We start from the raw sequence: 23046 nt of genomic DNA, 5'->3' as shown, positions 1-23046 counted from the left end.
GCCTACGTTATAAGCTGGCGGCTTGATGTTAAATAAATATCCTTTCTGGAAATATGTGCTGATCCTGGCGATTCTGGCAATCAGTTGTATTTATTTTGCTCCTAATTTTTATCCTGATGATCCTGCAATCCAGATTACTGGTGTCAGCACCGCGGTTATCAGTCAGGCTGATCTTGAACGTGCGAGCAAAGTGCTCACTGATGCTGGTATTCAGGTTAAAAAAACAACGTTGGCTACTAAGACAAACAGTGGTTTATTGCACCTAACAAAAGCGGAAGACCAATTGTTAGCTAAAGACATTGTGAGTAAAGCCATGGGTGATATCGTTGTTACTCTTAATCTAGCACAGACTACACCAAAATGGCTGCGCAGTATTGGTGCTCAACCAATGAAGCGAGGGCTAGACCTGTCTGGTGGTGTGCACTTCCTGCTAGAAGTCGACATGAATAAAGCACTTGATGCACGCCTCAAGGTTTACGAAAATGACGTGAAGATCTTGCTGCGTAACGAAAAAATACGTTATCGCAGTTTACCGGAGTTCAATGGTGCCATCCAGCTGGCATTCCCTGACGAAACGACTCGCGAACTAGCTCATAACCTAATCCGTAAAAAATTTAATGATTTTGACATTGTATCAGCTAATCAAAGTAATCAAGCTATACTGCTTTTAACGATAAATCTAGCTAAGACGGCAGAAGTTCGCGCATACTCTATTAAACAGAACCTGACCACAGTACGTAACCGTGTTAACGAGCTGGGTGTGTCTGAACCGATCGTGCAGCAGCAGGGTGAGAACCGTATTGTGGTTGAACTGCCTGGCATACAAGACACTGCTGAAGCTAGGCGTATCCTTGGTAAAACCGCTAACTTGGAATTTCGCTTGGCCGCTGAACCTGGTTCTACTTATGCTGCTTCCGAAGAGCTCGAGTTTTATGAGGGAAACCGTCCTTCAGTATTAATTGAACGTGGCTTGATTATCACCGGTGACCGAGTGGTTGATGCTAAAGCTAGTTTTAGCGAGCATGGCATGCCTGAAGTGAATATTCATCTAGATAACTATGGTGGCGAATTAATGAGTCGTGCCACACGTAATAACATTGGTCGCAGTATGGCGGTAATTTTCATAGAGCAGCATCCGGTCACTAAGTACACCAAGCAAGTAGTCGCTGGTGTTGAAATAGATGTGCCGATGCAGACCTTTAAAGAAGAGAAAAAGATTATCAGTCTAGCTATTATCCAGTCGTCGCTGAGTACTCAATTTCGCATTACTGGCCTTAACAACCAAGGTGAATCGTCTGAACTGGCACTGCTTCTGCGTGCCGGCAGCCTAGCAGCGCCAATGTACGTTGCCGAAGAACGTACTATTGGCCCGAGCCTTGGTATCGACAATATTACTAAGGGTATCGGTGCAGCCTTGTGGGGCATGCTATTTATATCTTTATTTATCATGACCATTTACCGCTTCTTCGGTTTAATTGCTATTGTAGCCTTAGTAGCTAACATAGTGATACTGCTAGCGCTGATGTCAATATTGGGTGTTACACTGACCTTGCCAGGTATAGCCGGTATCGTACTGACCATGGGTATGGCGGTAGATGCTAATGTGCTAATTTTCTCAAGGATCCGCGAAGAGATCTCAGCTGGCATGAGAGTGCAACGTGCAATTAATGAAGGCTTTAGTCGAGCATTTACTGCAATTTTTGACTCTAGTTTAATTACTTTATTAGTCGGCTGGATTCTTTTTGTTATGTGTACAGGTCCGGTCAAAGGCTTTGCAGTGACAATGTCTATGGGTATCATGACCTCGATGTTTACGGCCATTATAGTAACTCGCGCAATAGTCAACCTAATCTTTGGCGGGCGTCATTTCAAGAAGTTGTGGATTTAAAGGATTGCCGTGTTACGTACAATTAACTTTATGGGTGTTCGTAACATTGCATGCAGCGCTACATTGCTAATTACTATTTTTGCGTTATTTAGCTGGTTCTATAAAGGCTTAAATTATGGTTTAGATTTTACTGGTGGCACACTAATTGAGCTAACTTATGAAAAACCTACTGATATCGCTATGGTACGTAGTGAATTAGTCAAAGCTGGCTATCATGAAGTTATCGTACAAAGCTTTGGCGTCACCACTGATTTACTGGTGCGTATGTCTGGAGGAGACCCTCAACTAGGTCATGAAATAGCTAAGATTTTACAGAAAATTAGCAGTAATAACCCAGCTTCTGTCAAGCGTGTTGAGTTCGTGGGTCCTCAGGTGGGTGCAGATCTTCGTGAGCAAGGCGGACTAGCTATGCTAATGACGCTAGTTAGCATTATGATTTACCTTGCCTTCCGCTTTCAATGGAAATTTGGTGTTGGTGCAGTTGTATCTCTGATCCACGACGTCATCGTTACCATAGGTATTCTTACGTATTTCCAAATTACTTTTGATCTAACAGTATTGGCTGCAGTACTGGCGATCATTGGTTATTCCCTTAATGATACTATTATAATATTTGACCGGGTTCGTGAAAATTTCCGCATATTGCGCAAGGCATCACTGATTGAAAATCTAAACATTTCTACTACTCAGACTTTATTGCGCACAATTGCAACGTCGATCTCTACTTTGCTGGCAATTGCTGCACTGATGATTTTTGGTGGCGACAACCTGTGGGGTTTCTCGTTAGCGTTATTTGTTGGTGTTCTTGCTGGTACCTACTCGTCGATCTATATTGCGAGCTTAGTGTTAATTTGGTTACATCTCAACAGCGAAGACTTAACTTAGTTTGCCGCCATTAGTATAAAAAATTAATAATGGCTGTTATTGATGTTTATTGATACGTTGCCACTAAAGAAAGTACGAGCATTAAGTTTTACGTTTTTTTGCTCTAAATCTTGATAAATTTTGATAAGAAGATATAGAAAAGTATGTAAAAGAGCATTAGCTATATAATTACGTATACTGCTTTGAAGAACTGTTAAAGACATCAACAACAAAGTTGTTAGTTATAAGCGTGCTTACCAGTCTAGACGTCAATTGAGGTGCAGTGCAGATATATTGTAATTAGCGTCGTCAGATTTCAATCAAAAAGGCAGTCTGATTCTGAACTAAAACTAGCGGTAACCTTTAAGCAAATTATTAAGCTGATTTTTTGTGCCTGCTCATTTAGTTTTTTAGCGAAGATGGCAGGTATGACTGGATTATAGTTAGTACTGCTTTAAAGCATTTAGTATTGCCGGCAACTAAGTGACCTTTCTCAAGGAAGTTGTGACTGCCAGTAAAATCACTTACTAAGCCACCAGCTTCTTGGATTAGCAGGGCGCCTGCAGCCATTTTCCACTCAGACAGGCCTAGCTCCCAAAATGCATCCAAACGACCAGCGGCAACATAAGCCAAGTCTAGGCTCGCAGCGCCAGCGCAGTGAATGCCGGCAGTCTGGTTAGTAAGGGCGTGAAACATGCCCAGGTAGTTTTTTAGATTATCGATCTGGTTATAATAAAACGAAAAGTTAGTACCCAACAGAGCACCATGTAGGCTGGTACGACTACTGACACGTAATCGCCGCCCATTGAGTTGGGCACCACAGCCACGGCTAGCAGTGAATTCTTCTTGACGAACTGGGTCGAGTACGACAGCGTGTTCTAAGCGGCTACGGTATTTGCATGCTATGCTTACTGCAGAGTGTGGTATGCCTCGTAGAAAATTCATAGTACTATCTAGTGGATCGATGATCCATAGGTAGCCTTCGTCTTCGCTGTTGCCTTTGTGTAAACCTGTGCCTTTGCCAAGAATACCGTGGGTAGGGTATACCTTGCGCAGCGCATCGATGATTTTTTGTTCGGCGGCGTAATCTAACTCGGATGCATAATTCTTAGCATCTTTTTCGTTGAGCTTAAGAATATCTATACGCTCAATAGAGCGGAAGATCAATTCGCTGGCGCTACGAGCGGCGCGCATAGCGATATTTAGCATAGGCTGCATTGATGTGTGAGACCTGAAGTTGTTTGAAAAGCCTACTATTATTTAGTAGGAATATCTTCTACATGAAAGACAATGTTAGCTTCCATAGCATAACCTTAAGCTGTTTTGTAAGATTATTCTTATTTTATCGTATCCTTGAGCGTATTCTTTGTTGCAAAACATTTGTGTTGTCCTCGTCAATGTGAGTCATCCAGGTAATATAGGCAGTGTAGCGCGAGCCATGAAAAACATGGGGCTAACGCGCCTGGTGCTAGTTGAGCCGCGCGCGTTCCCTCATAATGAAGCGAATATTCGTGCATCTGGTGCTAATGATATATTGGAAAAGGCTAAGATTGTTGCTACATTAGAGAATGCTTTGGTTAGCTGTAACTTAGTGTTTGGCACTAGTGCTAGGCACCGCCGTATCTCATGGCCGCTACTTGGTCTACGCCAATGCGGTACTAAAGTTGTGGAAGAAGCTGCTAGCGGAACCCAAATTGCTTTGGTGTTTGGTCGTGAAGACTCTGGCCTGACTAATAAAGAGCTGCAGCAATGTCATTATCACGTGCACATTCCATCAAATCCTAAGTTCAGCTCACTAAACCTTGGTGCTGCGGTGCAGGTGGTGAGTTGCGAAGTGCGCATAGCCTGGTTAATCGCTCAAGACCAGTCGAGTAAGTTGGAGAAGAATGAAGTTGCATCGACTAAAAATAGTGAGTTAGCTACGGTAGACGAGTTGGAGCGGTTCTATAAGCACTTAGAGCAAACCCTAGTAGCAATTAAATTTCTAAAGCCGGAAAAACCACGATATTTGATGGCGCGTCTACGTTGCCTATACGGTCGTAGTTCGGTTAGTCGAACGGAAATAAATATATTACGTGGCATCCTCACAGAAACCCAAAAAGTGGTCGATAGCGCATCTCGTAAGCGAAAAGATTAAAAAATGCTTAAGTGTTTGCGAGAAGATATTTGAAGTGCTAGGGTTCTTATGAACAAGCACGTGATCTCGATCTATTTACCCGTCTGGTATCTTGTATGGTATGAACTGTGAATAGCTGTCATGGCTAGCACCGAACTGCGATTACCGGCTAATCTTGATCGAAACACATCCAGTGGATAAAAGTTTCAGTATTTATTCTCCCATCGATCAATGGTACCGGTTTCGTAATTAATGAATTTCTAGAAATTAGTGATAACGTAATACTTGATTAAAAAGCACCGCCTAATCAGTGTCAGTACCAGTTGCAATGAAGTTAATATTTACTCAACGTTGCTGGGCCAGTTTATTATTGATGCTTAGATCAATTTCGACTACACAATTCCATGGTGCCTAAGGTTGTGCTGCCTTCTGGCGCTGTTGTTATGGTCTTCTTAAGTGCATAATCATCAAATCGTAAATTAGTGATAAGTAAAAAGCTCAAGGTCAATCTTGAAGTATAGTAAATAATATTAGCTTTGACTCTCAGGTTTTCAGCTGTTACAGGTTTGATCCTGATAGCGCATGCTGATCCGTTAGTTGTTTCAACCACTGACAAGTGATCGATAGTAAACCATATGAGCTTGTGTGATGCTTTGAGTATAGCTAAGTAGATTAGTTGCTGCGCTCAAGATCTGCTTAAGTTGCATGCAGAATACCTTGGCTCAGATCAAGAGCAAGGCCGATGTAGAGGCTGGCTAAGGTTTTGCGGTGACTGCAATATTCATGTAGTGGCAAAAATTACATTTGCTCTGCATCTGTATTTAACAGTATTAATTATTCACTGCTGTTATTTAGTTTTACTGCATCTTGCTTGCTATGGTTTGCACGCCGTTTTTATGGGTAATTCTGATTAAAGTACTTGGTCTTATATTCGACTTAAAGACTTTGATATTGTATAATCATTTTAATTTTAAAACACCTTGGTGTTTGCCTATGAGGCTGACTACAAAAGTCCGATACGCGGTGACCGCTATGCTTAACCTGGCTGTATACGCGCAAACTCGCCTAGTTGCTCTAGTTGATATCTTCGAGTGACAATGCATTTTCTGTCTTATCTCGAGCAATTGTTTGCTAAACAGCGTCGCCGTTACTTGGTTTCTAGTGTATATGGGCCTGGTGGCCGCTACTAACTGTTTAGAGACATGCAGAGGTTGCCCAGGTAATTGACGCAGTGCGTAAATTTGTCGATGCTACTAAATGTCATGGTCTGGATGGCATTATGCTAGCGACATTTGTCTTACACACCTCTTATAGTGTTATTTAAGCCTGCGAATCCATGAGTTTTTAAATGGTATAGTCTAGTTGATTTTATAGCTCGCCGTGAAGTGCAAGAATTACCACAGATTCAAAATTAGCGCTGTTCTAACACTAAGACGTCAAATCCAGATAAGATTCAAGCGACTACTGTCAAGTAACAGCTGCAGAGTTAACGGCGCGCCTACCTAGCCTGATTCAGGAGAAAGCCCATGAAATTGCCGATTTACCTTGATTACTCAGCAACTACTCCGGTTGATCCGCGTGTCGCTCAAAAAATGAGCGAATGCCTGCTGACCGATGGAAATTTTGGTAATCCGGCTTCCCGTTCCCACGTATTTGGTTGGAAGGCTGAGGAAGCGGTTGAAAATGCTCGTCGCCAAGTAGCAGACCTAGTTGGTGCTGATCCGCGCGAAATTGTGTGGACTTCTGGTGCTACCGAGTCTGATAATTTAGCAATCAAGGGTGCAGCGCATTTCTATGCGACCAAAGGTAGACACCTAATAACCACCAAGATTGAACATAAGGCTGTCCTTGACACCATGCGCCAACTGGAGCGCGAGGGTTTCGAGGTGACTTATCTTAAACCAACCACAGACGGTATCGTCACACCAGCTATGATTGAAGCTGTTCTGCGTAAAGACACTATCCTAGTTTCCGTAATCCATGTAAACAATGAAATTGGAGCTATCAATGACATTGCATCCATCGGCGAACTAACTAGATTAAAAGGCATCCTGCTGCATGTTGACGCTGCTCAGTCTACCGGCAAAGTCGACATCGACTTATCTAAACTAAAAGTCGATTTAATGTCGTTCTCTGCTCATAAAACTTATGGTCCCAAAGGTATCGGTGCGCTATACGTTAGTCGTAAGCCTCGTGTGCGAATCGAAGCTATTATGCATGGTGGAGGTCATGAACGCGGTATGCGTTCGGGTACCTTGGCGACTCACCAGATTGTCGGTATGGGTGAAGCTTTTCACTTAGCTAAAGAAGATATGTCTGCTGAAAACATGCGCATCAAAGTGTTGAGTGATCGTTTCTATAATCAGGTCAAGAGTCTTGAAGAGCTGTACATAAATGGCAGCATGACCACCCGTGTACCGCATAACTTGAATTTAAGTTTTAATTATGTTGAAGGTGAGTCCCTGATCATGGCGCTCAAGGATCTTGCGGTATCTTCTGGTTCCGCCTGTACTTCGGCCTCACTGGAGCCTTCGTATGTGCTGCGAGCTATAGATCGCAATGATGAATTAGCGCATAGCTCAATTCGCTTTACGTTCGGTCGTTTTACTACTGAAGAGCAGGTTGACTTCGCAGCGCAAAAAGTCTGCGATGCAGTCAACAAGCTACGTGCTCTTTCTCCGTTATGGGATATGTACAAAGACGGTATTGATCTTTCCAAGATCAAGTGGGCTGCACACTAAATTTAGATTATATATGCCTTTACTAAAACCATGTCAAAATATAGCAAAAATGCAGGTGTTTTTACAGATTTCCATAGCTACCCTGATAAGTGAGGATTGAGTACCATGGCTTATAGTGAAAAGATCATTGATCACTACGAAAACCCGCGTAACGTAGGCAAGATGAATGTAGAAGACCCTGATGTTGGCACTGGCATGGTGGGCGCTCCGGCTTGTGGAGATGTGATGCGTTTGCAGATCAAAGTGAATGCCGCTGGTGTTATTGAAGATGCCAAGTTCAAGACTTATGGTTGCGGTTCAGCTATAGCTTCTAGCTCCCTCGCTACTGAGCGGATGAAAGGTAAAACCTTGGATGAGGCTGTCATTATTAGCAATACCCAACTAGCTGGAGAACTGGCTCTGCCACCAGTAAAAATTCACTGCTCCGTACTTGCAGAAGGCGCTATTAAAGCGGCTGTTCGCGATTACAAGCAGAAGAAAGGCTTGATCTAATGGATTTTATTGACGAGTAAGGAGTTAACGATGGCTATCAGTATGACAAAAGCTGCTGCCAGGCACGTGCGACGTTCTCTGGATAGGCGTGGTAAAGGTGCAGGTGTTCGCCTGGTGGTTCGCACTGCTGGTTGTTCTGGCCTTGCCTATATGCTGGAGTTTGTTGATGAGGTGGTTGCTGAGGATCAGGTCTTTGAAAGTCATGGCGAGAAAGTGATTATTGACCACAAAAGCCTAACCTATCTGGACAATACTGAGCTTGATTTTATTAAGGAAGGATTAAATGAAGGCTTTAAGTTTAACAACCCAAACGTACGTGGCGAATGTGGCTGCGGCGAAAGCTTCAATATTTGAGGCTATTTGTGGGTATGCCTTGTTATTTTGCTTTATTTGATCTTCAGCAGAGCTTTTGGCTAGACCTTGAACAGCTTGCCACGCGCTATCGAGAACTTGCGCTTGAGGTGCATCCGGACCTCTTTGTTGGTGCTTCCGAGTATAAGCAGCGCTTGGTGCTAGAGCGATCGGCTAGCCTTAACGAAGCCTATCAAACCCTTAAGAGTCCAACTAAGCGCGCGCGTTACTTGCTTGCAATGAATGGTGACAAGTTACCAATCGAAGTAACAGTGCATGATCCGGACTTCCTAATGCAGCAGATGCAGTGGCATGAAGAGCTGGAAGATTTGCAGAGTGAAACTAATTTAGCAGGTCTTGCAGTCTTCAAGCATACTTTAAAAGTAGCTCAGAACGAACTTAACAAAAGCTTCGCAGCTTGTTGGGATAATGCAGCGCAACGTCAGCATGCTGAATGCTTGATGCGACGCATGCAGTTTTTAGACAAGCTTACCCATGAAGTGCATCAGTTGGAAGAGCACCTCGACGATGAGCTAGATGCTGCTATACATACACGCCCGACATAAAGAATAAGATCTGATTACTATGGTTCTACTAAAAATTGCCGAACCTGGCCAAAGCTCTCAACTGCACCAGAGTCGTCTAGCGGTTGGGATTGATCTAGGCACCACCAATTCCTTGGTGGCTGCCTTTCGTGGCGGCCTGTCTGAGCCACTGTCAGATTCTGATGGTCAGGTGATTCTGCCATCTGCTGTGCGCTATCACTCTGATCGCATTGAGGTTGGCAAATCAGCTAAGTTAGCAGCGTCTTTAGATCCATTGAATACCGTGTTATCGGTGAAGAGATTGATGGGTCGTAGTTTATCCGATGTTAAGCAATTAGGTAGTCGTTTGCCATACCACTTTGTTAGCAGTGAATTCCATATGCCGCTTATCAATACTGTTCAGGGTCCCAAAAGCCCGATAGAAGTATCTGCTGATATACTTAAGGTGCTGCGCTTTCGTGCGGAAAGCATATCGGGCAGCGCATTAATCGGTGCGGTAATTACGGTTCCGGCGTATTTTGATGATGCCCAGCGCCAAGCTACCAAAGATGCAGCAAAGCTCGCTGGTGTCAACGTGCTACGTTTACTAAACGAACCGACTGCAGCGGCAGTGGCCTATGGTCTGGATCATCACGCTGAAGGTGTGATTGCTATATATGACCTGGGTGGTGGTACTTTTGATATCTCTATCTTGCGCTTGACTGGTGGTGTCTTCGAAGTGCTAGCCACAGGTGGTGATAGCGCTTTGGGCGGTGATGATTTCGACTATGCTATTGCTGGCTGGATCATCACTAGTGCTGGTTTATCCACTGACTTAAGCCCTAGCGCACAGCGGAATCTGCTGGAAACTGCATGTTCTACTAAAGAAGCGCTAACTGATGCTATTTCTGTAGACGTTTACTATTGTGGTTGGTCAGCTCAGCTGACTCGCGCAGTCTTCGATGTGCTGATTGAGCCGATGATAGCTCGTAGTCTTAAGGCTTGTCGTCGTGTTGTTCGTGATGCAGGTGTTGGATTAAAAGACATAGCTGCTGTAGTAATGGTTGGCGGATCAACCAGGATACCACTTGTTAGAAAAGCTGTAGCTAAAGACTTTGGTCGTCAGCCGCTGACTGAAATTGACCCGGATCAAGTCGTTGCTATTGGCGCTGCGATCCAGGCCAATACTTTAGTCGGTAATAAGCGCGAAGGTGGCGAATTATTGCTGCTCGATGTGATCCCGTTGTCGTTAGGCTTAGAAACAATGGGCGGTCTTATGGAAAAAATCATTTCACGTAATACCACCATCCCTGTAGTCCGTACTCAAGATTTTACGACTCATCAAGATGGTCAAACATCCATCATGATTCATGTGCTGCAAGGTGAGCGCGAGTTAATCGATGATTGCCGCTCTCTAGCGCGTTTTGAATTGCACGGCATTCCATCTATGGTCGCAGGTGCCGCGAAGATTCGTGTAACTTTTAAGGTTGATGCTGACGGTTTGCTTAGTGTATCTGCGCGTGAGTTAAGCTCTGGCGTTGAAACTAGAATTCAGGTTAAGCCGTCCTGTGGCCTGACTGATAGCAAGATTGCTGAAATGTTGAATGGTTCGTTTAAATACGCTGATGACGACAAGTTCACTAGTGTATTACGCGGGCAACAAGTTGATGCTTAGCGCATTTGAAGAATGCATCGATATTGATTTGCAGATGTAGAGATTAGCTGTGCAGATGAACGGCAACGATAGCGTGATGTTATCGAATAATAGATGAAGCACTTTCGCAAGTAATTAATGCCTTTGTTGCCGGTCGCATAGATCAAATGGTAAAAGCGATGCTAGCTAGGCATCACTTGAATAAAATTGAGGAGTAATTAATGCCGCAGGTTATTTTTCTTCCACACGCTAAGCATTGTCCAGACGGTATGGTTGTAGAGGCTGAGACTGGCCAGTCTATACTGGAGGTTGCCCATGACAATCACATCGAGCTTGAAAGTGCATGCGGTGGTGTTTGCGCTTGTACTACTTGCCACTGTGTGATTCGTGAGGGTTTTCAATCTCTTGAAGAAGCGGATGAGTTGGAAGAAAACTTATTAGACTGCGTATGGGGTCTAGAGATAACTTCTCGCTTAAGTTGTCAGGCAAAAATTGGTCTTGGAGATATTGCCGTCGAAATCCCAAAATATTCGCTTAACCATGCAGCCGAAATTCTTCATTAATTGAAGGAAGTATCATGAATCTTAAATGGGTTGATGTGCAAGAGATAGCTATTCTGCTGAACGCTCGTAATCCAGATCTGAATCCATATTCAATAAATTTTGTAGTTTTGCGTGACATGGTTATGTCGTTGTCAGAGTTTGAGGATGAGAAAAATCGTAGTAGTGAAAAAATTTTAGAAGCTATCCAGATTGCTTGGCAAGAAGAACATGACTGATATTTTTCTTACGTAATTAAATGATGCTTCAGAATCAGCATATGATTTACTGACTGAATTTTTTATAGATTACTGTTTTTTTGGAATTATACTATGGCTGTTCAACGTACCTGCTCTATCATTAAGCCTAACGCTGTTGTAAAAAATGTCATTGGTGAGATTACTACTAGATTCGAAAAAGCCGGCTTAAAGGTTATAGCTTCAAAACTTACACAGCTGTCTAAGGCTGAAGCTGAAGGATTTTATGCTGAGCATAAGGCTCGTGTTTTTTTTGGTGATCTAGTTACTTTTATGATTTCTAGTCCTATTGTTGTTCAGGTTCTAGAGGGCGAAAATGCTATCGCTTTGAATCGTGAGTTAATGGGTGCGACCAATCCCAAAGAAGCAGCAGCTGGCACAATCCGCGCTGACTTTGCTGAGTCTATTAATGCTAACGCCGTTCACGGTTCTGACTCGGAAGTTTCTGCTGCTCGCGAAATAGCTTACTTTTTTGCTGTTACTGAAGTGAACGCTCGCTAAGCGTAGGTTGATATGGGTATCGGCTTAATAGAGTAAAAATAAATCTATGACTATATCTACTGTTAAAAGCAATTTGTTAGGTATGACTAAACAGAAAATGGAACATTTCTTTGATTTAATAGGGGAAAAACGTTTCCGTGCCGCTCAGGTAATGAAATGGATTCACTATTTTGGTATCGACGATTTCGACGCCATGACAAACGTTAGTAAAACTCTACGCAACAAGCTTAAGATCATTGCTGAGGTTCGTGGCCCAGAAGTTGTCAGTGAAGACATTTCTAGCGATGGTACTCGTAAATGGTTGGTGCGGGTAGCGTCTGGAAGCTGTGTGGAGACAGTATATATTCCACAGGGTAAAAGAGGCACATTATGTATTTCATCACAGGCGGGCTGTGCCCTAGACTGCAGCTTCTGTTTTACTGGCAAGCAAGGCTTCAATAGCAACCTCACCGTCGATGAAATTATCGGTCAAATATGGCTTGCCAACAAATCTTTTAGCGGTGTCCAGACAGGAGTTAATCGTGTTGTTACTAACGTCGTAATGATGGGTATGGGTGAGCCGCTATTAAATTTTGATAACGTTGTGGCTGCCATGCATTTAATGATAGATGATTTTGGTTACTGTATCCCTAAGCGCCGCTTAACTCTGTCAACCTCTGGTGTGGTGCCAATGCTGAATAAGTTATCTGAGCATATTAATATTTCTTTAACGTTATCGCTACATGCACCGAATGACAAACTGCGTAACCAATTAGTTCCTATCAACAAAAAGTATCCGCTTAAGATTCTGTTGGAATCTTGCCAACGTTACATGGCAACTTTAGGTAATAAGCGTATGCTGACTATTGCATATACTATGCTCAAGGATATAAATGATAAAATCGAACACGCAGTTGAGATGATTGAGCTGCTCAAGAATATTCCGTGCAAGATTAACCTCATTCCGTTTAACCCGTTTCCGTATTCTAGTTATGAGCGACCGAGTAACAATGCCATTCGACGTTTTCAGAATAGACTGCGCCAAGCCGGCTACAACGTCACCATCCGCACTACCCGTGGTGAAGACATCGATGCTGCTTGTGGCCAATTAGTAGGACAAATAATAGATCGCACGAGCCGCAGTGAAAATTATATCACAATGCATAAAGTGAACGTCACCAAAGATATGCAGCAAATTACTTTGAATCAAATCTGAGATAATATCTTTAAGTGCTGACGCCTGGGTTATATTTACTTGTTATTTAGCCTACTAGTTGTGGTTCATGTTTCATCTGGTAACGCTAGGCTTTTTTGTAAACTGCAAAGAGTTATAGCAAGATGCGTAGTGCCTGATATGCATCTGGTGTACAAGGTTGCCTGGCTAAGGTATAAACCAATAAACTTATGGACGCTGTTAAAAAAGATCATATCGCCTAACTGGGCGGTGCTGATTATGATGTGGCTATACTGACCCTTAGTACTTTGCACGCAGGTTGAGCATAAAATAGCGAGCTAGTTATCCTTGCTGGCTATGTTTACTAAACAGCCATGGCAGCTTCTTGTTTACGTATGAATTTTATGATCAAGCTTCCCAGTTGCCTCTAGCAAGTTAGTGCTAATATACCTTTGAGTTTCAGCGTTTATAGGTATTCAATAATTTTAGCATTGCTTCTATGTGCCATAACTAGCTATAGCAAAAACTCCTGTGAACAATTGGAATAGCCTTGTTTATTAATAATTCCTAGTCAATTGAATTAACTATCTTAGTTGTCTGTCGATATACATTATATGCTTGTACATAAAACTATATAAGAATTTTGTAGCTTGCTACAGCAAGTAGACTTGTGGGCAGTATTGTTGTTCGGTATGCGTCTAATGACAATTCATACATAAAGCTCCACGGCTACCAATTTTATTTAGCAATTTAAATAATTTTATATCATATGCCGGTATGCCGGTATGCTAAAAGATCAGCAATACCTGTCGGAGCAATGATGAAAGCGGTGCACCAGGAAGTTATAGCAGCTAATCGTATAAACCCAGGCGAGACTTTGCGTCGAACACGTGAAAGCAATGGTTGGTCGCTGGCAGAAGTAGCTCTAAAGCTTAATTTAACTGCCATATCGCTAAGTTACCTGGAAGCTGGTGCGTTTGATAAGTTACCTGGGCATACTTTTGCTCGTGGCTATATCCGTGCTTATGCTAAGTTGTTGGGCATCAATCAGACTGTTTTGGTACAAGAATTTGACCAATTCACTGGCACTGATTCTCATGGTAGCAATGTCCATGGATTGAGTTGTATTGAAGAGCCAGCGCGGGTTTTGCACACTATTCTGCGTATATTTAGCCTGTTGTTACTAATTGTTGTGATCGGTGGTGGTTTTGTTTGGTGGCAAGAGCAAGCCTCCCAGCGCGGCAAAGATATCACTAACAACGCCATTGAACACGTTGAGGTTGAAAGCGTTGACGGCGCTACGCGAATACATTCGCTGTATGAACCGAAAGATCAGGCAGTTATCCAGAAACAAGTTAAGCTGGAATCAGTCGCCGCGCCAGCTATAATCGCCGTAGTTTCAGCTCCAGCTTTATCTGCAACGGCTACTATCCCTATTGCTCAGATGCATATGCGAACTGCTCTAGAGTCGGCTTTATCTGCGACCGTATTAGTCGCCACAGCAGCGCCAGCAGTTTTGCTGCCAGCCACGCCTGTATTGATCTCCGATGATGGGTATATCCAAATTACCTTTATCGCTGACTGCTGGACAAAAGTAACTGATGATAATGGTCAAGTGTTATTTAGTGGTCTGAAGCATAAAGGGGATACTCTTTACCAAGGCGGTAAACCACCTTTAACATTGCGTTTAGGCTTTGCCCGTGGCGCGCAAGTCGCCTATAATGGGCATTCTGTAAATGTGATGCCGTTTACCAGCGGCGAGACTGCTAGTTTAAAGTTAGGACAATAGTTATGCGTGGCGAATATCTAATTAAACGTCGTGTATCGCGTAAGATCTGGGTTGGCTCGGTACCAATAGGTGGTGATGCTCCTATCGCTATACAAAGCATGACTAATAGCGACACTAATGATATCGCTGCCACAGTTGTCCAGATTAACCGTTTGGAAGCTGCTGGTGTGGATATCGTACGGGTATCAGTGCCGGATATGAGAGCTGCCGAAATATTCGGTTGTATCAAAAAATTAGTCAAGGTGCCTTTAGTTGCCGATATTCATTTTGATTATAAAATTGCACTGCGTGTAGCTGAGCTTGGTGTAGATTGCCTGCGCATTAACCCGGGCAATATTGATCGTAAAGATCGTGTGCGTGCAGTAGTGAATGCTGCCCGTGACCGCGGCATTCCAATTCGTATAGGCGTTAATGCTGGTTCTCTAGAAAAAGACCTACAAAAGAAATATGGCAAACCTACCCCAGCAGCACTAGTTGAGTCAGCGCTACGCCACGTTGAACACCTTGAGCGCCTAAATTTTCATGACTTTAAGGTTAGTGTAAAAGCTTCCGATGTATTGATAGCAGTAGAAGCGTATCGCCTACTAGCAAAGGAAATTATGCAGCCGTTACACTTGGGTATCACTGAAGCTGGTGGCTTACGTTCAGGTACAGTAAAATCTGCGGTAGGTATTGGTATGTTGCTTGCCGAAGGCATTGGAGATACTATCCGTATCTCCTTAGCAGCAGATCCCGTAGAGGAAGTGAATGTTGGTTATGATATTCTTAAATCACTATGTCTGCGTTCCCGTGGTATCAACTTTATTGCCTGCCCGAGCTGTTCTCGACAAAATTTTAATGTAGTGAAAACTATCAGTGAGCTCGAGTTGCGCCTCGAAGACCTATTGGTGCCGCTAGATGTAGCCGTGATCGGTTGCGTAGTTAACGGCCCCGGTGAAGCTAAAGAGGCTCACGTAGGGTTAACTGGTGGTAAACCTAATCTTATTTATATCGATGGTAAACCGTCACACAAGTTGACTAATAATAGTCTAGTGAATGATTTGGAAAAGTTAATCCGCAAGAAAGCAGCCGAAAAGGCAATAGCTGACGCAAATCTGATTACGCTTAACTAAGAACTAACCTATAAATTTTATTTTAGCAAATCTCTGCAGGTTATACATAGTATACATGACATTCTGTTGCCGCGTGCACGTTGCTGTGCTGGAACATATTATAATTTAGTAGTCATCAAAACATAGAAGCTATAGTCGAATACCTAGCATCTTACTTAGATAAGTGAAACAGATACAGTTAATGCTTTTTAAGCAGTACTCTATCATAAGTGCTGAACACTAATAACTCTAGTACTAAAGACATATTGGTTGGCGCGCTAAAAAATTTATAATTAGTCACAGAATTTACGTTTGCAGATTACTGTTAATGCCAGCAACTTTAATAGTCATTTCAAAATGCTCAATAAAGTATACACCGTATGAGTCATTGATTGGCAATCACTAGTTTATTCAAAAAAATGATGAGTTTTAAACATATGTGCGGTCATGGTGAGTAACATAGCATTAATGTTAATGCGCTAATTGCATATTTAATCATCTACATCTTGCACCATGTAGATGGCTGACTAACTGAATTTAATAATTAATGGGTACTGCAATGTTGAGCGCTGATGATGATCAGCTGTCAGAGTTCAAGGACTGGTGGAAGCGTAACTGTAAACTTTTAGTTATTGGCGGTCTATTTGTTTTAGTGGTGGTGTTTGGTAGGCAAGCCTGGTACCAATATCAAGCTAATCAATCTAGGAATGCCTCGACCACCTATCAGCAATTGTTGGAAATTATGCTAATACTAGATGATAAGCTAGATTTAGCCCAGGTAGTTAGTCAAGTTGACAAGCTAAAACATGAATTTCGTAATAGTACCTATGCTCAGTATGGTAGCTTGTTCGTCGCGAAAGTAGCAGTTGATACTGGCAAGTTGGATGATGCAGTTATTGAGCTGAAGACTATTAGCGAAAAGTCGATCTTGGGTGAAATTGCACGTCATCGTTTAGCTAAGGTGTTAGCGGCACAGAACAAGACTAATGAGGCACTCAAACTATTAAGTAGTCATTCTGACAAGACATTTACAGCTACTTGTGAAGAGCTTAAGGGCGACCTGCTAGTCCAAATTGGTGATTTAGATGGAGCGTATGCTGCATACCAAGCAGCCCAAGCAGAGTTGTCTGATAAATCGGCGGTTGGTGTATTGCAAATTAAGCTAGATAACCTAGCCAAAGGAGATACATAGCATGAGCTGCTGGAAATATGCAGTATTAATTTTTTTGGCCATGCTAACTGTTTTAGCTGCAGGTTGCAGCAGTAACAGTGCAATAAAATTGCCTCTAGCTGTGCCGATCAGATTTACAGAAACGGTAGTTTTACAGAAACAGTGGAGCCGATACGTGGGTGACGGCCAGGGCGCTTTATATAATCTATTGCAGCCAGCAATTGACGGTACCAATATTGTAGTCACTGACGCCACTGGCGTAATCATGGCTATGGATTACATGAATGGTGACGTTAAATGGAAAAAAGATCTCGAATTACCGGTTTCCGGTGGTGTAGGTGCTGGTTACGGTATGGTTCTAATAAGTACACTGAAAGGTGATGTAGTAGCTTTAGACTCAACAACTGGCGAAGAGAAGTGGCGTACTTGCGTGACTAGGGAAGTGCTTGCAGCGCCAGCTACTAATGGCGACGTTATCGTAGTACAGACTCAGGATGACTGTGTGATTGTTTTGGATGCCGCCACTGGCAAACACCGCTGGTCATACGACAGCACACCAACAGTGTTGACATTGCGCGGCACTAGTAGTCCGATTGTAATTGATAACTTAGCTGTTGTCGGCTTGTCGACCGGTAAAGTAGTTGCCCTAGATATTCAGAACAATATACCGGTCTGGGAAACTAGGGTCGCTATTCCTCAAGGTCGTTCTGAACTAGAACGTATTGTAGATATTGATGGTGCTTTGCTGCTTGTGGGTGAAACCATTTATGTGGCGACCTATCAAGGTCGTGTTGCTGCATTGGATCTACAAAGTGGGCGTATTAACTGGCATCGTGATGCTTCTAGTTATGCTGGTATTGCTCAAGAGTTTGGTAAAATTTACGTAAGTTTAGCTTCTGGCATTGTTGAAAGTGTTGACGAGCATTCTAATGCAACGCTTTGGAGTAGCGACTCTTTAGCTTATTGTCAACTGTCGGCACCAGCGGTGTTCTCCAGCTATGTAGCAGTAGGTGATGCTGAAGGTTACCTGAATTTGCTGAGTCGGTTAGACGGTCGTCTTATCGGCCGCGAATGTATTGATAGCGATGGTTTACGTGTCCGTCCGCTAGTTATAGGTAATATACTGTATGTATTTGGTAATAGTGGAAAGCTGGAAGCCATGACTATCAAATCAATAACTGATGCTTCTGGGTAAAAGCTAATCGCCAAGTTTAGTTTGGTATGTGGTATTTAAATGTTGCTGCCCTAAAAATTAGTAGCTGCCTGCAGCGGCTTTTATATTTTTTGAAAAAATAAAGTGGAGAGCCCTATGGTTCCCGTAATCGCCATAGTAGGTCGCCCTAACGTAGGGAAGTCTACCTTGTTTAATCGCTTAACTAGAACTCGCGACGCTATTGTAGGAAACCTGTCTGGTCTTACTCGTGATAGGCACTATGGTTCAGCAAAGTGGCAAGGGCGTTTTTACATTATTATAGACACTGGTGGTATCTTTGGCAATGAACACGGCATGGATAAAAGAATGGCTACACAGTCGCTGCTGGCTATCGAAGAAGCGAATGTTGTATTGCTATTGGTAGACGCTCATGTAGGTTATACAGTTGTTGACCAGATGATTGGTGAACACCTGCGTAAGCATAATAAATGTTTCTATTTGGTTGCCAATAAGACGGATAATATTAATCCTGAGCAGGTTTGTACCGAATTCAGCCATATGGGCATGGGCGACGCTATTCCTATTGCTGCCACTCAGGGGTATGGCATAACTAAAATGCTAGAAATCGCCTTGCGCGACTTTTTTAAGAGTGACGTCGAAGAAAAAAAGATAGTTGTCGAAAGCAAAGAAGTTGGGTGTATTTATAATCAAAGTAAAACGGATCTTATCAAGATTGCTATTATTGGCCGCCCTAATGTAGGCAAGTCGACTTTAGTTAACTGCATGCTCGGTGAAGACCGAGTAATCGTGTATGAACAACCTGGTACTACTCGCGATAGTATCTACATCCAGTTCGATCGTCAAGGCGAGAGGTATACGCTAATCGACACTGCTGGTGTGCGTAAGCGCGGCAAGATCCACGATGAAGTTGAAAAATTCTCTGTAATTAAAACTCTGCAAGCAATTAAAGACTCTAATGTAGTGATTTTTGTGATAGACGCTGGAGAAGGCGCGGTAGATCAAGACCTTCACTTATTAGATTTTGCCATAGAAGCTGGTCGCGCTCTAGTGATTGCAATCAATAAGTGGGACAGCATGACGCTGTCTAGGCGCGATTTTGTTAAGATTGAGCTACAGCGTCGTTTATTTTTTGTCGAGTTCGCTGATATTCATTTTATATCAGCACTGTATGGCGCAGGAGTAAGTAACCTTTATCCATCCATACAGAACTCGTTTAGATCTGCAGTTACCCGCTGGCCAACTAACTATTTAACGAGGATCCTTGAAGATGCTGTTGATTGGCACATGCCGCCAACGGTCAATAAACGCAGAATTAAACTGCGCTACGCTCATTTAGGTGGTGTTAACCCACCGATTATTGTTATACATGGTAATCAGCTTGAAAAAGTGCCTAAATCATACATGCGCTACTTGGAAAATACTTACCGTCGTGTCTTAAATTTAGTTGGTACGCCAATTCGTATTTGGTTTAAAAATAGTGAAAACCCATATGAAAGCCAATATAACGCATTGGCTGACCGCCAGGTCAATAAAAAGCGTCAAGGTAAACATTAATATTTACCTGAGAAAAATGTTCTTAAAAACAGTTCTTGATAAGCTATTTTGTATGCGTTAGATTATGCTCTCAATCTTCGCAGTAGGCAGCTTTAGGTTTTTAGTAAACCTTTCAGTACCACTATAATCACTAGTAAACAGCTGAATGTTCGGTAAAAGTATTTGACTACTACGTTACAAATCACTAACGAAAACAGGAGAGTCCAGCTCATACAATAGATTTCTTGATTGCAATCGTCTTGACGCATTGCCTGAATTGGCAGATAAATATACTGCTATTTATTATACCGGTACATATTGATAATTTTACTTTGCTAGTACTACGCTAATAAGTAGCGACAAATTTAGTTTATAGCCATTATGAATGCTACTGTAATTATAGCTATCATAGTGATCATTATCACTAACATAATTAAGACGATTTTCTACGCGATCCAGCAGTTGTGTTTACATGTTTAGAAATAAATTTCTACGAATATAGATAGCATACCTTATGTCAACTAACTAGAGCCTGTGAGAAGTGATATGAATTTACACCTTATAGGGCAAAAGACCAGTTTTTGGCAAGCACTATTTATTGGCTATAAAACTGGCCGACTTGGTCGTATTACCAACAATAATAGTTGAGCGGCATAAAATAACATCAATATTCCACTTTTTTACAATTGAATCAGTTTGTTATGTGCCTTAGTTGGTTGCATGTCAGAATACCAGGAATATAACGAGTGGGTTATCAGCTCTTTAAAAAAGTTACACCATGCATTATTCTGCGACTGACTGAAGTTATTAAGCTTCATTTTGACTACAGTAACTGGAACCTGTTTCTAGTTATCAATCTATCTAGAAGATTACTCACTTATTTGCCTGGCCTTGGATAACGTGGTTATATCACTGTAGATTATTCCATGAATACGATGTCAGGCTAATTCTGATGTCGATATTCTGTCGACATCTACAAAGCTCTGCGCTAAGGAGTGCGTCTATATTTTGCGTAAATGCAAGAATACGCTGCAATAAGCAGCAGAAAAAATATGCATGATTTAAGTACATTGCCAAACTTAAATATTGCTTTAGTTCAGACCATACTTATGTGGCATGATCGCCAAGCAAATTTAAAGCATTTTGAGTTACTGCTGGAACAAACTAAAGATGCTGATTTAATTGTGCTGCCAGAAATGTTTACTACCGGGTTTTCCATGGCATCGAAGACCCTGGCAGAGCCAGAAAATGGTCCTACTTATCAATGGTTGCAAGTTCAGGCAGCCAAGTATAATGCAGTGATTACTGGCAGCGTGATTATCCATGTTGCAGATGGTAGTCATCGTAATCGCTTATTGTGGGCACAACCTAATGGTGAGGTATTACATTATGATAAGCGCCACTTGTTCCGCATGGCCGGAGAACTTAATTATTATACGCCAGGCGAGTATCAGATGCTGTTTGAGTTGAATGGTTGGCGGATTCGTCCACTGATTTGCTATGATTTGCGTTTCCCTGTATGGAGTTATGATATTCATCATACAGATCTTCTTTTATATATTGCTAACTGGCCTGGAGTTAGGCGCCATCATTGGAATCGCTTGCTGCCGGCTAGGGCTATTGAAAACCTTTGCTACGTAGCAGCGTTAAACCGAGTCGGTACTGATGGCAATGGTTTGACCTATACCGGTGATAGCCAAATATTAGATTTCCAAGGTGATACGCTGTTGAATGCAGGAAATGCTGAAGTAGTGTTTAGTTCATGCTTGAATGCAGTAGAATTAGCGAAATACCGTATCAGATTTCCTGTTAAGTTGGATGCTGATAAATTTCAGTTATTATAAAAGACAGTTATTCCTGGTCTTTAAACAGTAAAAATCTTGTATATTACAAGAAATTTCATGGGTTCCTGAGTTTTTTGCTTGCCCACCGGTAAAACCATTTGAAATTTTAATTTCAGGCATTTTAACTGTAGTCGCTAAGCTATGCTATTTATTGCGTCTAATTTACTCAATAATCGGTGTTAGCGCGCTAACACCGCTTCAAAGCAGGTCTTGATAATATTTTCAATACCCATACCATGGACTGAGTGTTCGCTATTCAAGCGTTGCTTAATATAAACTGTATAGTTTGAAGTAGTGTTAGCGCTAATCGTGTATTTGTTGTGAGATTTATTATATCAACTTTGATCGGTATGGTTGCAACCAGCGTCTCTAGCATACCGTAACCATGAAGATTCCAGCCTAAGTTGGTTTTACCATAGCTTTTGCTAAAGACTTCTAATTTTATTGTGCTTTGCACAGTACGTTATATTTTGCTGTGTAAAGCTTTGCTGATTGCAGCTTGGTAGGAGTTTGAACATATAGTGCGTACTAGGTCGCCTACATATAGATGACTTTGGTATATCTGCATCTGGTTGCGTTCTTCTATGACTTTACGTGCACCGTCGATGTAGGAGAAGTTTAGCTGTTAGTTAGGTCCTAAGTATACATGTTTAAGGCTATAATGACTAAGTCTATGTTATCAGTACGCTTATCGTTGCTAAATAAACAGGCTTTGACATGATCAGCGCATCACCCATCAGGCCTAGCCTAATATTTGTAACGCTAGCGCTACGATGTTCGGCTTAGCATGCTTGACAAGTAGTTAGTAGGTTGAGAATAATCATGTGCTTAGGCATCGGACACCACACTTCGATCATTGCGTTACAGATTTTTTTAGTGAACTCCAATTTAATGGCAATGAAAGTTTCCGGTGAGTATCTGAAAGTCTACTTGGTTTCCGGTTGCCAAGCGGCTTATTTAATAAATAATTAATCTGCATTGATCACGATAGTTTTGATACCGTTACTGTTTTTGGTTGAATATAATACGGCGGAAAGATAGCGAGGTGACATTATACAAATGCACGATGGCCTTGTGGCTACGCACAGCCATTCGAAGGTAAGTTGAATCAATTTTTCACGACTATAGATTCATACTTGGACGGAAATCCATTTAGGGATGTAGTTGTTTTCGATCACATTGCGTACAAAGTTTAAGTCGGTTTACGATTACAGCTAAGCATGATGTTTTGATTTCGTTTATACTGATTTCTACTAGAGTTTCTAGAAAAGTAGTTTTACTGCATCCATTGGTGCGATTAGTAAATAGTTGCTATTACGTAGGTTGAAGTTATACTAAGTCAGTGCTTCGGTTTTTTTTGTTTA

At 42.2% G+C, this 23046-nt stretch carries 18 protein-coding genes and 2 pseudogenes; 19 read left to right on the top strand and 1 reads right to left on the bottom strand.

Annotated elements, in window-relative coordinates; translation table 11 throughout:
- The first annotated feature begins 25 nt into the window (after window positions 1–25).
- Window positions 26–1888: a protein translocase subunit SecD gene (secD, locus tag C3B55_RS04285; RefSeq protein WP_129211759.1), complete on the top strand. Its 1863-nt coding sequence runs from the start codon at window positions 26–28 to the stop codon at window positions 1886–1888.
- Window positions 1889–1897: 9 nt separating this feature from the next.
- Window positions 1898–2773 carry a protein translocase subunit SecF gene (secF, locus tag C3B55_RS04280; RefSeq protein ID WP_129211757.1) on the top strand — a complete coding sequence of 292 codons (876 nt, stop codon included), beginning with the start codon at window positions 1898–1900 and terminating at the stop codon, window positions 2771–2773.
- A gap of 381 nt (window positions 2774–3154) precedes the next feature.
- Here secF and C3B55_RS04275 read toward each other — a convergent pair whose 3' ends face one another.
- Window positions 3155–3970, bottom strand: a complete 816-nt coding sequence (locus C3B55_RS04275; protein ID WP_129211755.1) for an inositol monophosphatase family protein — start codon at window positions 3968–3970, stop codon at window positions 3155–3157.
- Window positions 3971–4118: 148 nt separating this feature from the next.
- Here C3B55_RS04275 and trmJ point away from each other — a divergent pair, with 148 nt between their 5' ends.
- The 17 genes and pseudogenes from trmJ (at window position 4119) to C3B55_RS04190 (ending at window position 21682) form a co-directional block, all read left to right on the top strand.
- Window positions 4119–4889, top strand: coding sequence for a tRNA (cytosine(32)/uridine(32)-2'-O)-methyltransferase TrmJ (gene trmJ, locus C3B55_RS04270; RefSeq protein WP_129211753.1), 771 nt, complete (start codon window positions 4119–4121; stop codon window positions 4887–4889).
- A 972-nt stretch (window positions 4890–5861) separates the two neighbouring features.
- Window positions 5862–6283 (top strand): annotated as a pseudogene (locus tag C3B55_RS04265) (Rrf2 family transcriptional regulator).
- Between the two features lie 111 nt (window positions 6284–6394).
- Window positions 6395–7609 (top strand): IscS subfamily cysteine desulfurase, encoded by a 1215-nt coding sequence (locus C3B55_RS04260; protein WP_129211751.1) that lies wholly within the window; start codon window positions 6395–6397, stop codon window positions 7607–7609.
- A gap of 105 nt (window positions 7610–7714) precedes the next feature.
- Window positions 7715–8101, top strand: coding sequence for a Fe-S cluster assembly scaffold IscU (iscU, locus tag C3B55_RS04255; RefSeq protein ID WP_129211749.1), 387 nt, complete (start codon window positions 7715–7717; stop codon window positions 8099–8101).
- 30 nt (window positions 8102–8131) lie between these two features.
- Entirely contained in the window at window positions 8132–8455 is a 324-nt protein-coding gene (gene iscA, locus C3B55_RS04250) for an iron-sulfur cluster assembly protein IscA (RefSeq protein WP_129211747.1), read from the top strand.
- An 8-nt stretch (window positions 8456–8463) separates the two neighbouring features.
- Window positions 8464–9018: a co-chaperone HscB gene (hscB, locus tag C3B55_RS04245; RefSeq protein ID WP_129211745.1), complete on the top strand. Its 555-nt coding sequence runs from the start codon at window positions 8464–8466 to the stop codon at window positions 9016–9018.
- A gap of 19 nt (window positions 9019–9037) precedes the next feature.
- Window positions 9038–10848, top strand: a pseudogene (hscA, locus tag C3B55_RS04240) (Fe-S protein assembly chaperone HscA).
- Window positions 10849–10851: 3 nt separating this feature from the next.
- Window positions 10852–11193, top strand: coding sequence for an ISC system 2Fe-2S type ferredoxin (fdx, locus tag C3B55_RS04235; protein ID WP_129211743.1), 342 nt, complete (start codon window positions 10852–10854; stop codon window positions 11191–11193).
- 14 nt (window positions 11194–11207) lie between these two features.
- On the top strand, window positions 11208–11408 hold the full coding sequence (gene iscX, locus C3B55_RS04230; protein WP_129211741.1) for a Fe-S cluster assembly protein IscX: 201 nt from the start codon (window positions 11208–11210) through the stop codon (window positions 11406–11408).
- 93 nt (window positions 11409–11501) lie between these two features.
- The gene (gene ndk, locus C3B55_RS04225) at window positions 11502–11927 is read left to right on the top strand and encodes a nucleoside-diphosphate kinase (protein WP_129211739.1); all 426 of its coding nucleotides are present in this window, start codon (window positions 11502–11504) and stop codon (window positions 11925–11927) included.
- Between the two features lie 46 nt (window positions 11928–11973).
- Window positions 11974–13122, top strand: a complete 1149-nt coding sequence (gene rlmN, locus C3B55_RS04220) for a 23S rRNA (adenine(2503)-C(2))-methyltransferase RlmN (RefSeq protein WP_129211737.1) — start codon at window positions 11974–11976, stop codon at window positions 13120–13122.
- A 778-nt stretch (window positions 13123–13900) separates the two neighbouring features.
- Window positions 13901–14869, top strand: a complete 969-nt coding sequence (locus tag C3B55_RS04215) for a RodZ domain-containing protein (RefSeq protein WP_129211735.1) — start codon at window positions 13901–13903, stop codon at window positions 14867–14869.
- A 2-nt stretch (window positions 14870–14871) separates the two neighbouring features.
- Window positions 14872–15981 carry a flavodoxin-dependent (E)-4-hydroxy-3-methylbut-2-enyl-diphosphate synthase gene (ispG, locus tag C3B55_RS04210; RefSeq protein ID WP_129211733.1) on the top strand — a complete coding sequence of 370 codons (1110 nt, stop codon included), beginning with the start codon at window positions 14872–14874 and terminating at the stop codon, window positions 15979–15981.
- A 538-nt stretch (window positions 15982–16519) separates the two neighbouring features.
- Window positions 16520–17152, top strand: a complete 633-nt coding sequence (locus C3B55_RS04205; RefSeq protein WP_129211731.1) for a YfgM family protein — start codon at window positions 16520–16522, stop codon at window positions 17150–17152.
- 1 nt (window position 17153) lies between these two features.
- A complete protein-coding gene (gene bamB / locus C3B55_RS04200) occupies window positions 17154–18326 on the top strand; it encodes an outer membrane protein assembly factor BamB (protein ID WP_129211729.1) in 1173 nt (390 codons plus the stop codon).
- A 114-nt stretch (window positions 18327–18440) separates the two neighbouring features.
- Window positions 18441–19859 carry a ribosome biogenesis GTPase Der gene (der, locus tag C3B55_RS04195; protein WP_129211727.1) on the top strand — a complete coding sequence of 473 codons (1419 nt, stop codon included), beginning with the start codon at window positions 18441–18443 and terminating at the stop codon, window positions 19857–19859.
- 1031 nt (window positions 19860–20890) lie between these two features.
- Complete coding sequence (locus C3B55_RS04190) at window positions 20891–21682, top strand: amidohydrolase (protein ID WP_129211725.1); 792 nt, start codon at window positions 20891–20893, stop codon at window positions 21680–21682.
- Window positions 21683–23046: the final 1364 nt, after the last annotated feature.

Origin of the sequence: Candidatus Pseudomonas adelgestsugas, assembly GCF_004124255.1 — a bacterium.
In the GTDB taxonomy this organism is placed as follows: domain Bacteria; phylum Pseudomonadota; class Gammaproteobacteria; order Pseudomonadales; family Pseudomonadaceae; genus Aquipseudomonas; species Aquipseudomonas adelgestsugas.
The sequence above is the reverse complement of the archived record's forward strand: the minus strand, read 5'-3'. Positions and strand labels throughout refer to the sequence as shown.

Excerpts from the sequence above, each read along its gene's own strand:
- fdx (WP_129211743.1), top strand. The coding sequence starts at position 10,852 with ATGCCGCAGGTTATTTTTCTTCCACACGCTAAGCATTGTCCAGACGGT.
- iscU (WP_129211749.1), top strand. The coding sequence starts at position 7,715 with ATGGCTTATAGTGAAAAGATCATTGATCACTACGAAAACCCGCGTAAC.
- rlmN (WP_129211737.1), top strand. The coding sequence starts at position 11,974 with ATGACTATATCTACTGTTAAAAGCAATTTGTTAGGTATGACTAAACAG.
- iscX (WP_129211741.1), top strand. The coding sequence starts at position 11,208 with ATGAATCTTAAATGGGTTGATGTGCAAGAGATAGCTATTCTGCTGAAC.
- C3B55_RS04260 (WP_129211751.1), top strand. The coding sequence starts at position 6,395 with ATGAAATTGCCGATTTACCTTGATTACTCAGCAACTACTCCGGTTGAT.
- secD (WP_129211759.1), top strand. The coding sequence starts at position 26 with ATGTTAAATAAATATCCTTTCTGGAAATATGTGCTGATCCTGGCGATT.
- iscA (WP_129211747.1), top strand. The coding sequence starts at position 8,132 with ATGGCTATCAGTATGACAAAAGCTGCTGCCAGGCACGTGCGACGTTCT.
- der (WP_129211727.1), top strand. The coding sequence starts at position 18,441 with ATGGTTCCCGTAATCGCCATAGTAGGTCGCCCTAACGTAGGGAAGTCT.
- ispG (WP_129211733.1), top strand. The coding sequence starts at position 14,872 with ATGCGTGGCGAATATCTAATTAAACGTCGTGTATCGCGTAAGATCTGG.
- C3B55_RS04190 (WP_129211725.1), top strand. The coding sequence starts at position 20,891 with ATGCATGATTTAAGTACATTGCCAAACTTAAATATTGCTTTAGTTCAG.
- C3B55_RS04275 (WP_129211755.1), bottom strand. The coding sequence starts at position 3,970 with ATGCAGCCTATGCTAAATATCGCTATGCGCGCCGCTCGTAGCGCCAGC.
- ndk (WP_129211739.1), top strand. The coding sequence starts at position 11,502 with ATGGCTGTTCAACGTACCTGCTCTATCATTAAGCCTAACGCTGTTGTA.
- C3B55_RS04205 (WP_129211731.1), top strand. The coding sequence starts at position 16,520 with ATGTTGAGCGCTGATGATGATCAGCTGTCAGAGTTCAAGGACTGGTGG.
- bamB (WP_129211729.1), top strand. The coding sequence starts at position 17,154 with ATGAGCTGCTGGAAATATGCAGTATTAATTTTTTTGGCCATGCTAACT.
- C3B55_RS04215 (WP_129211735.1), top strand. The coding sequence starts at position 13,901 with ATGAAAGCGGTGCACCAGGAAGTTATAGCAGCTAATCGTATAAACCCA.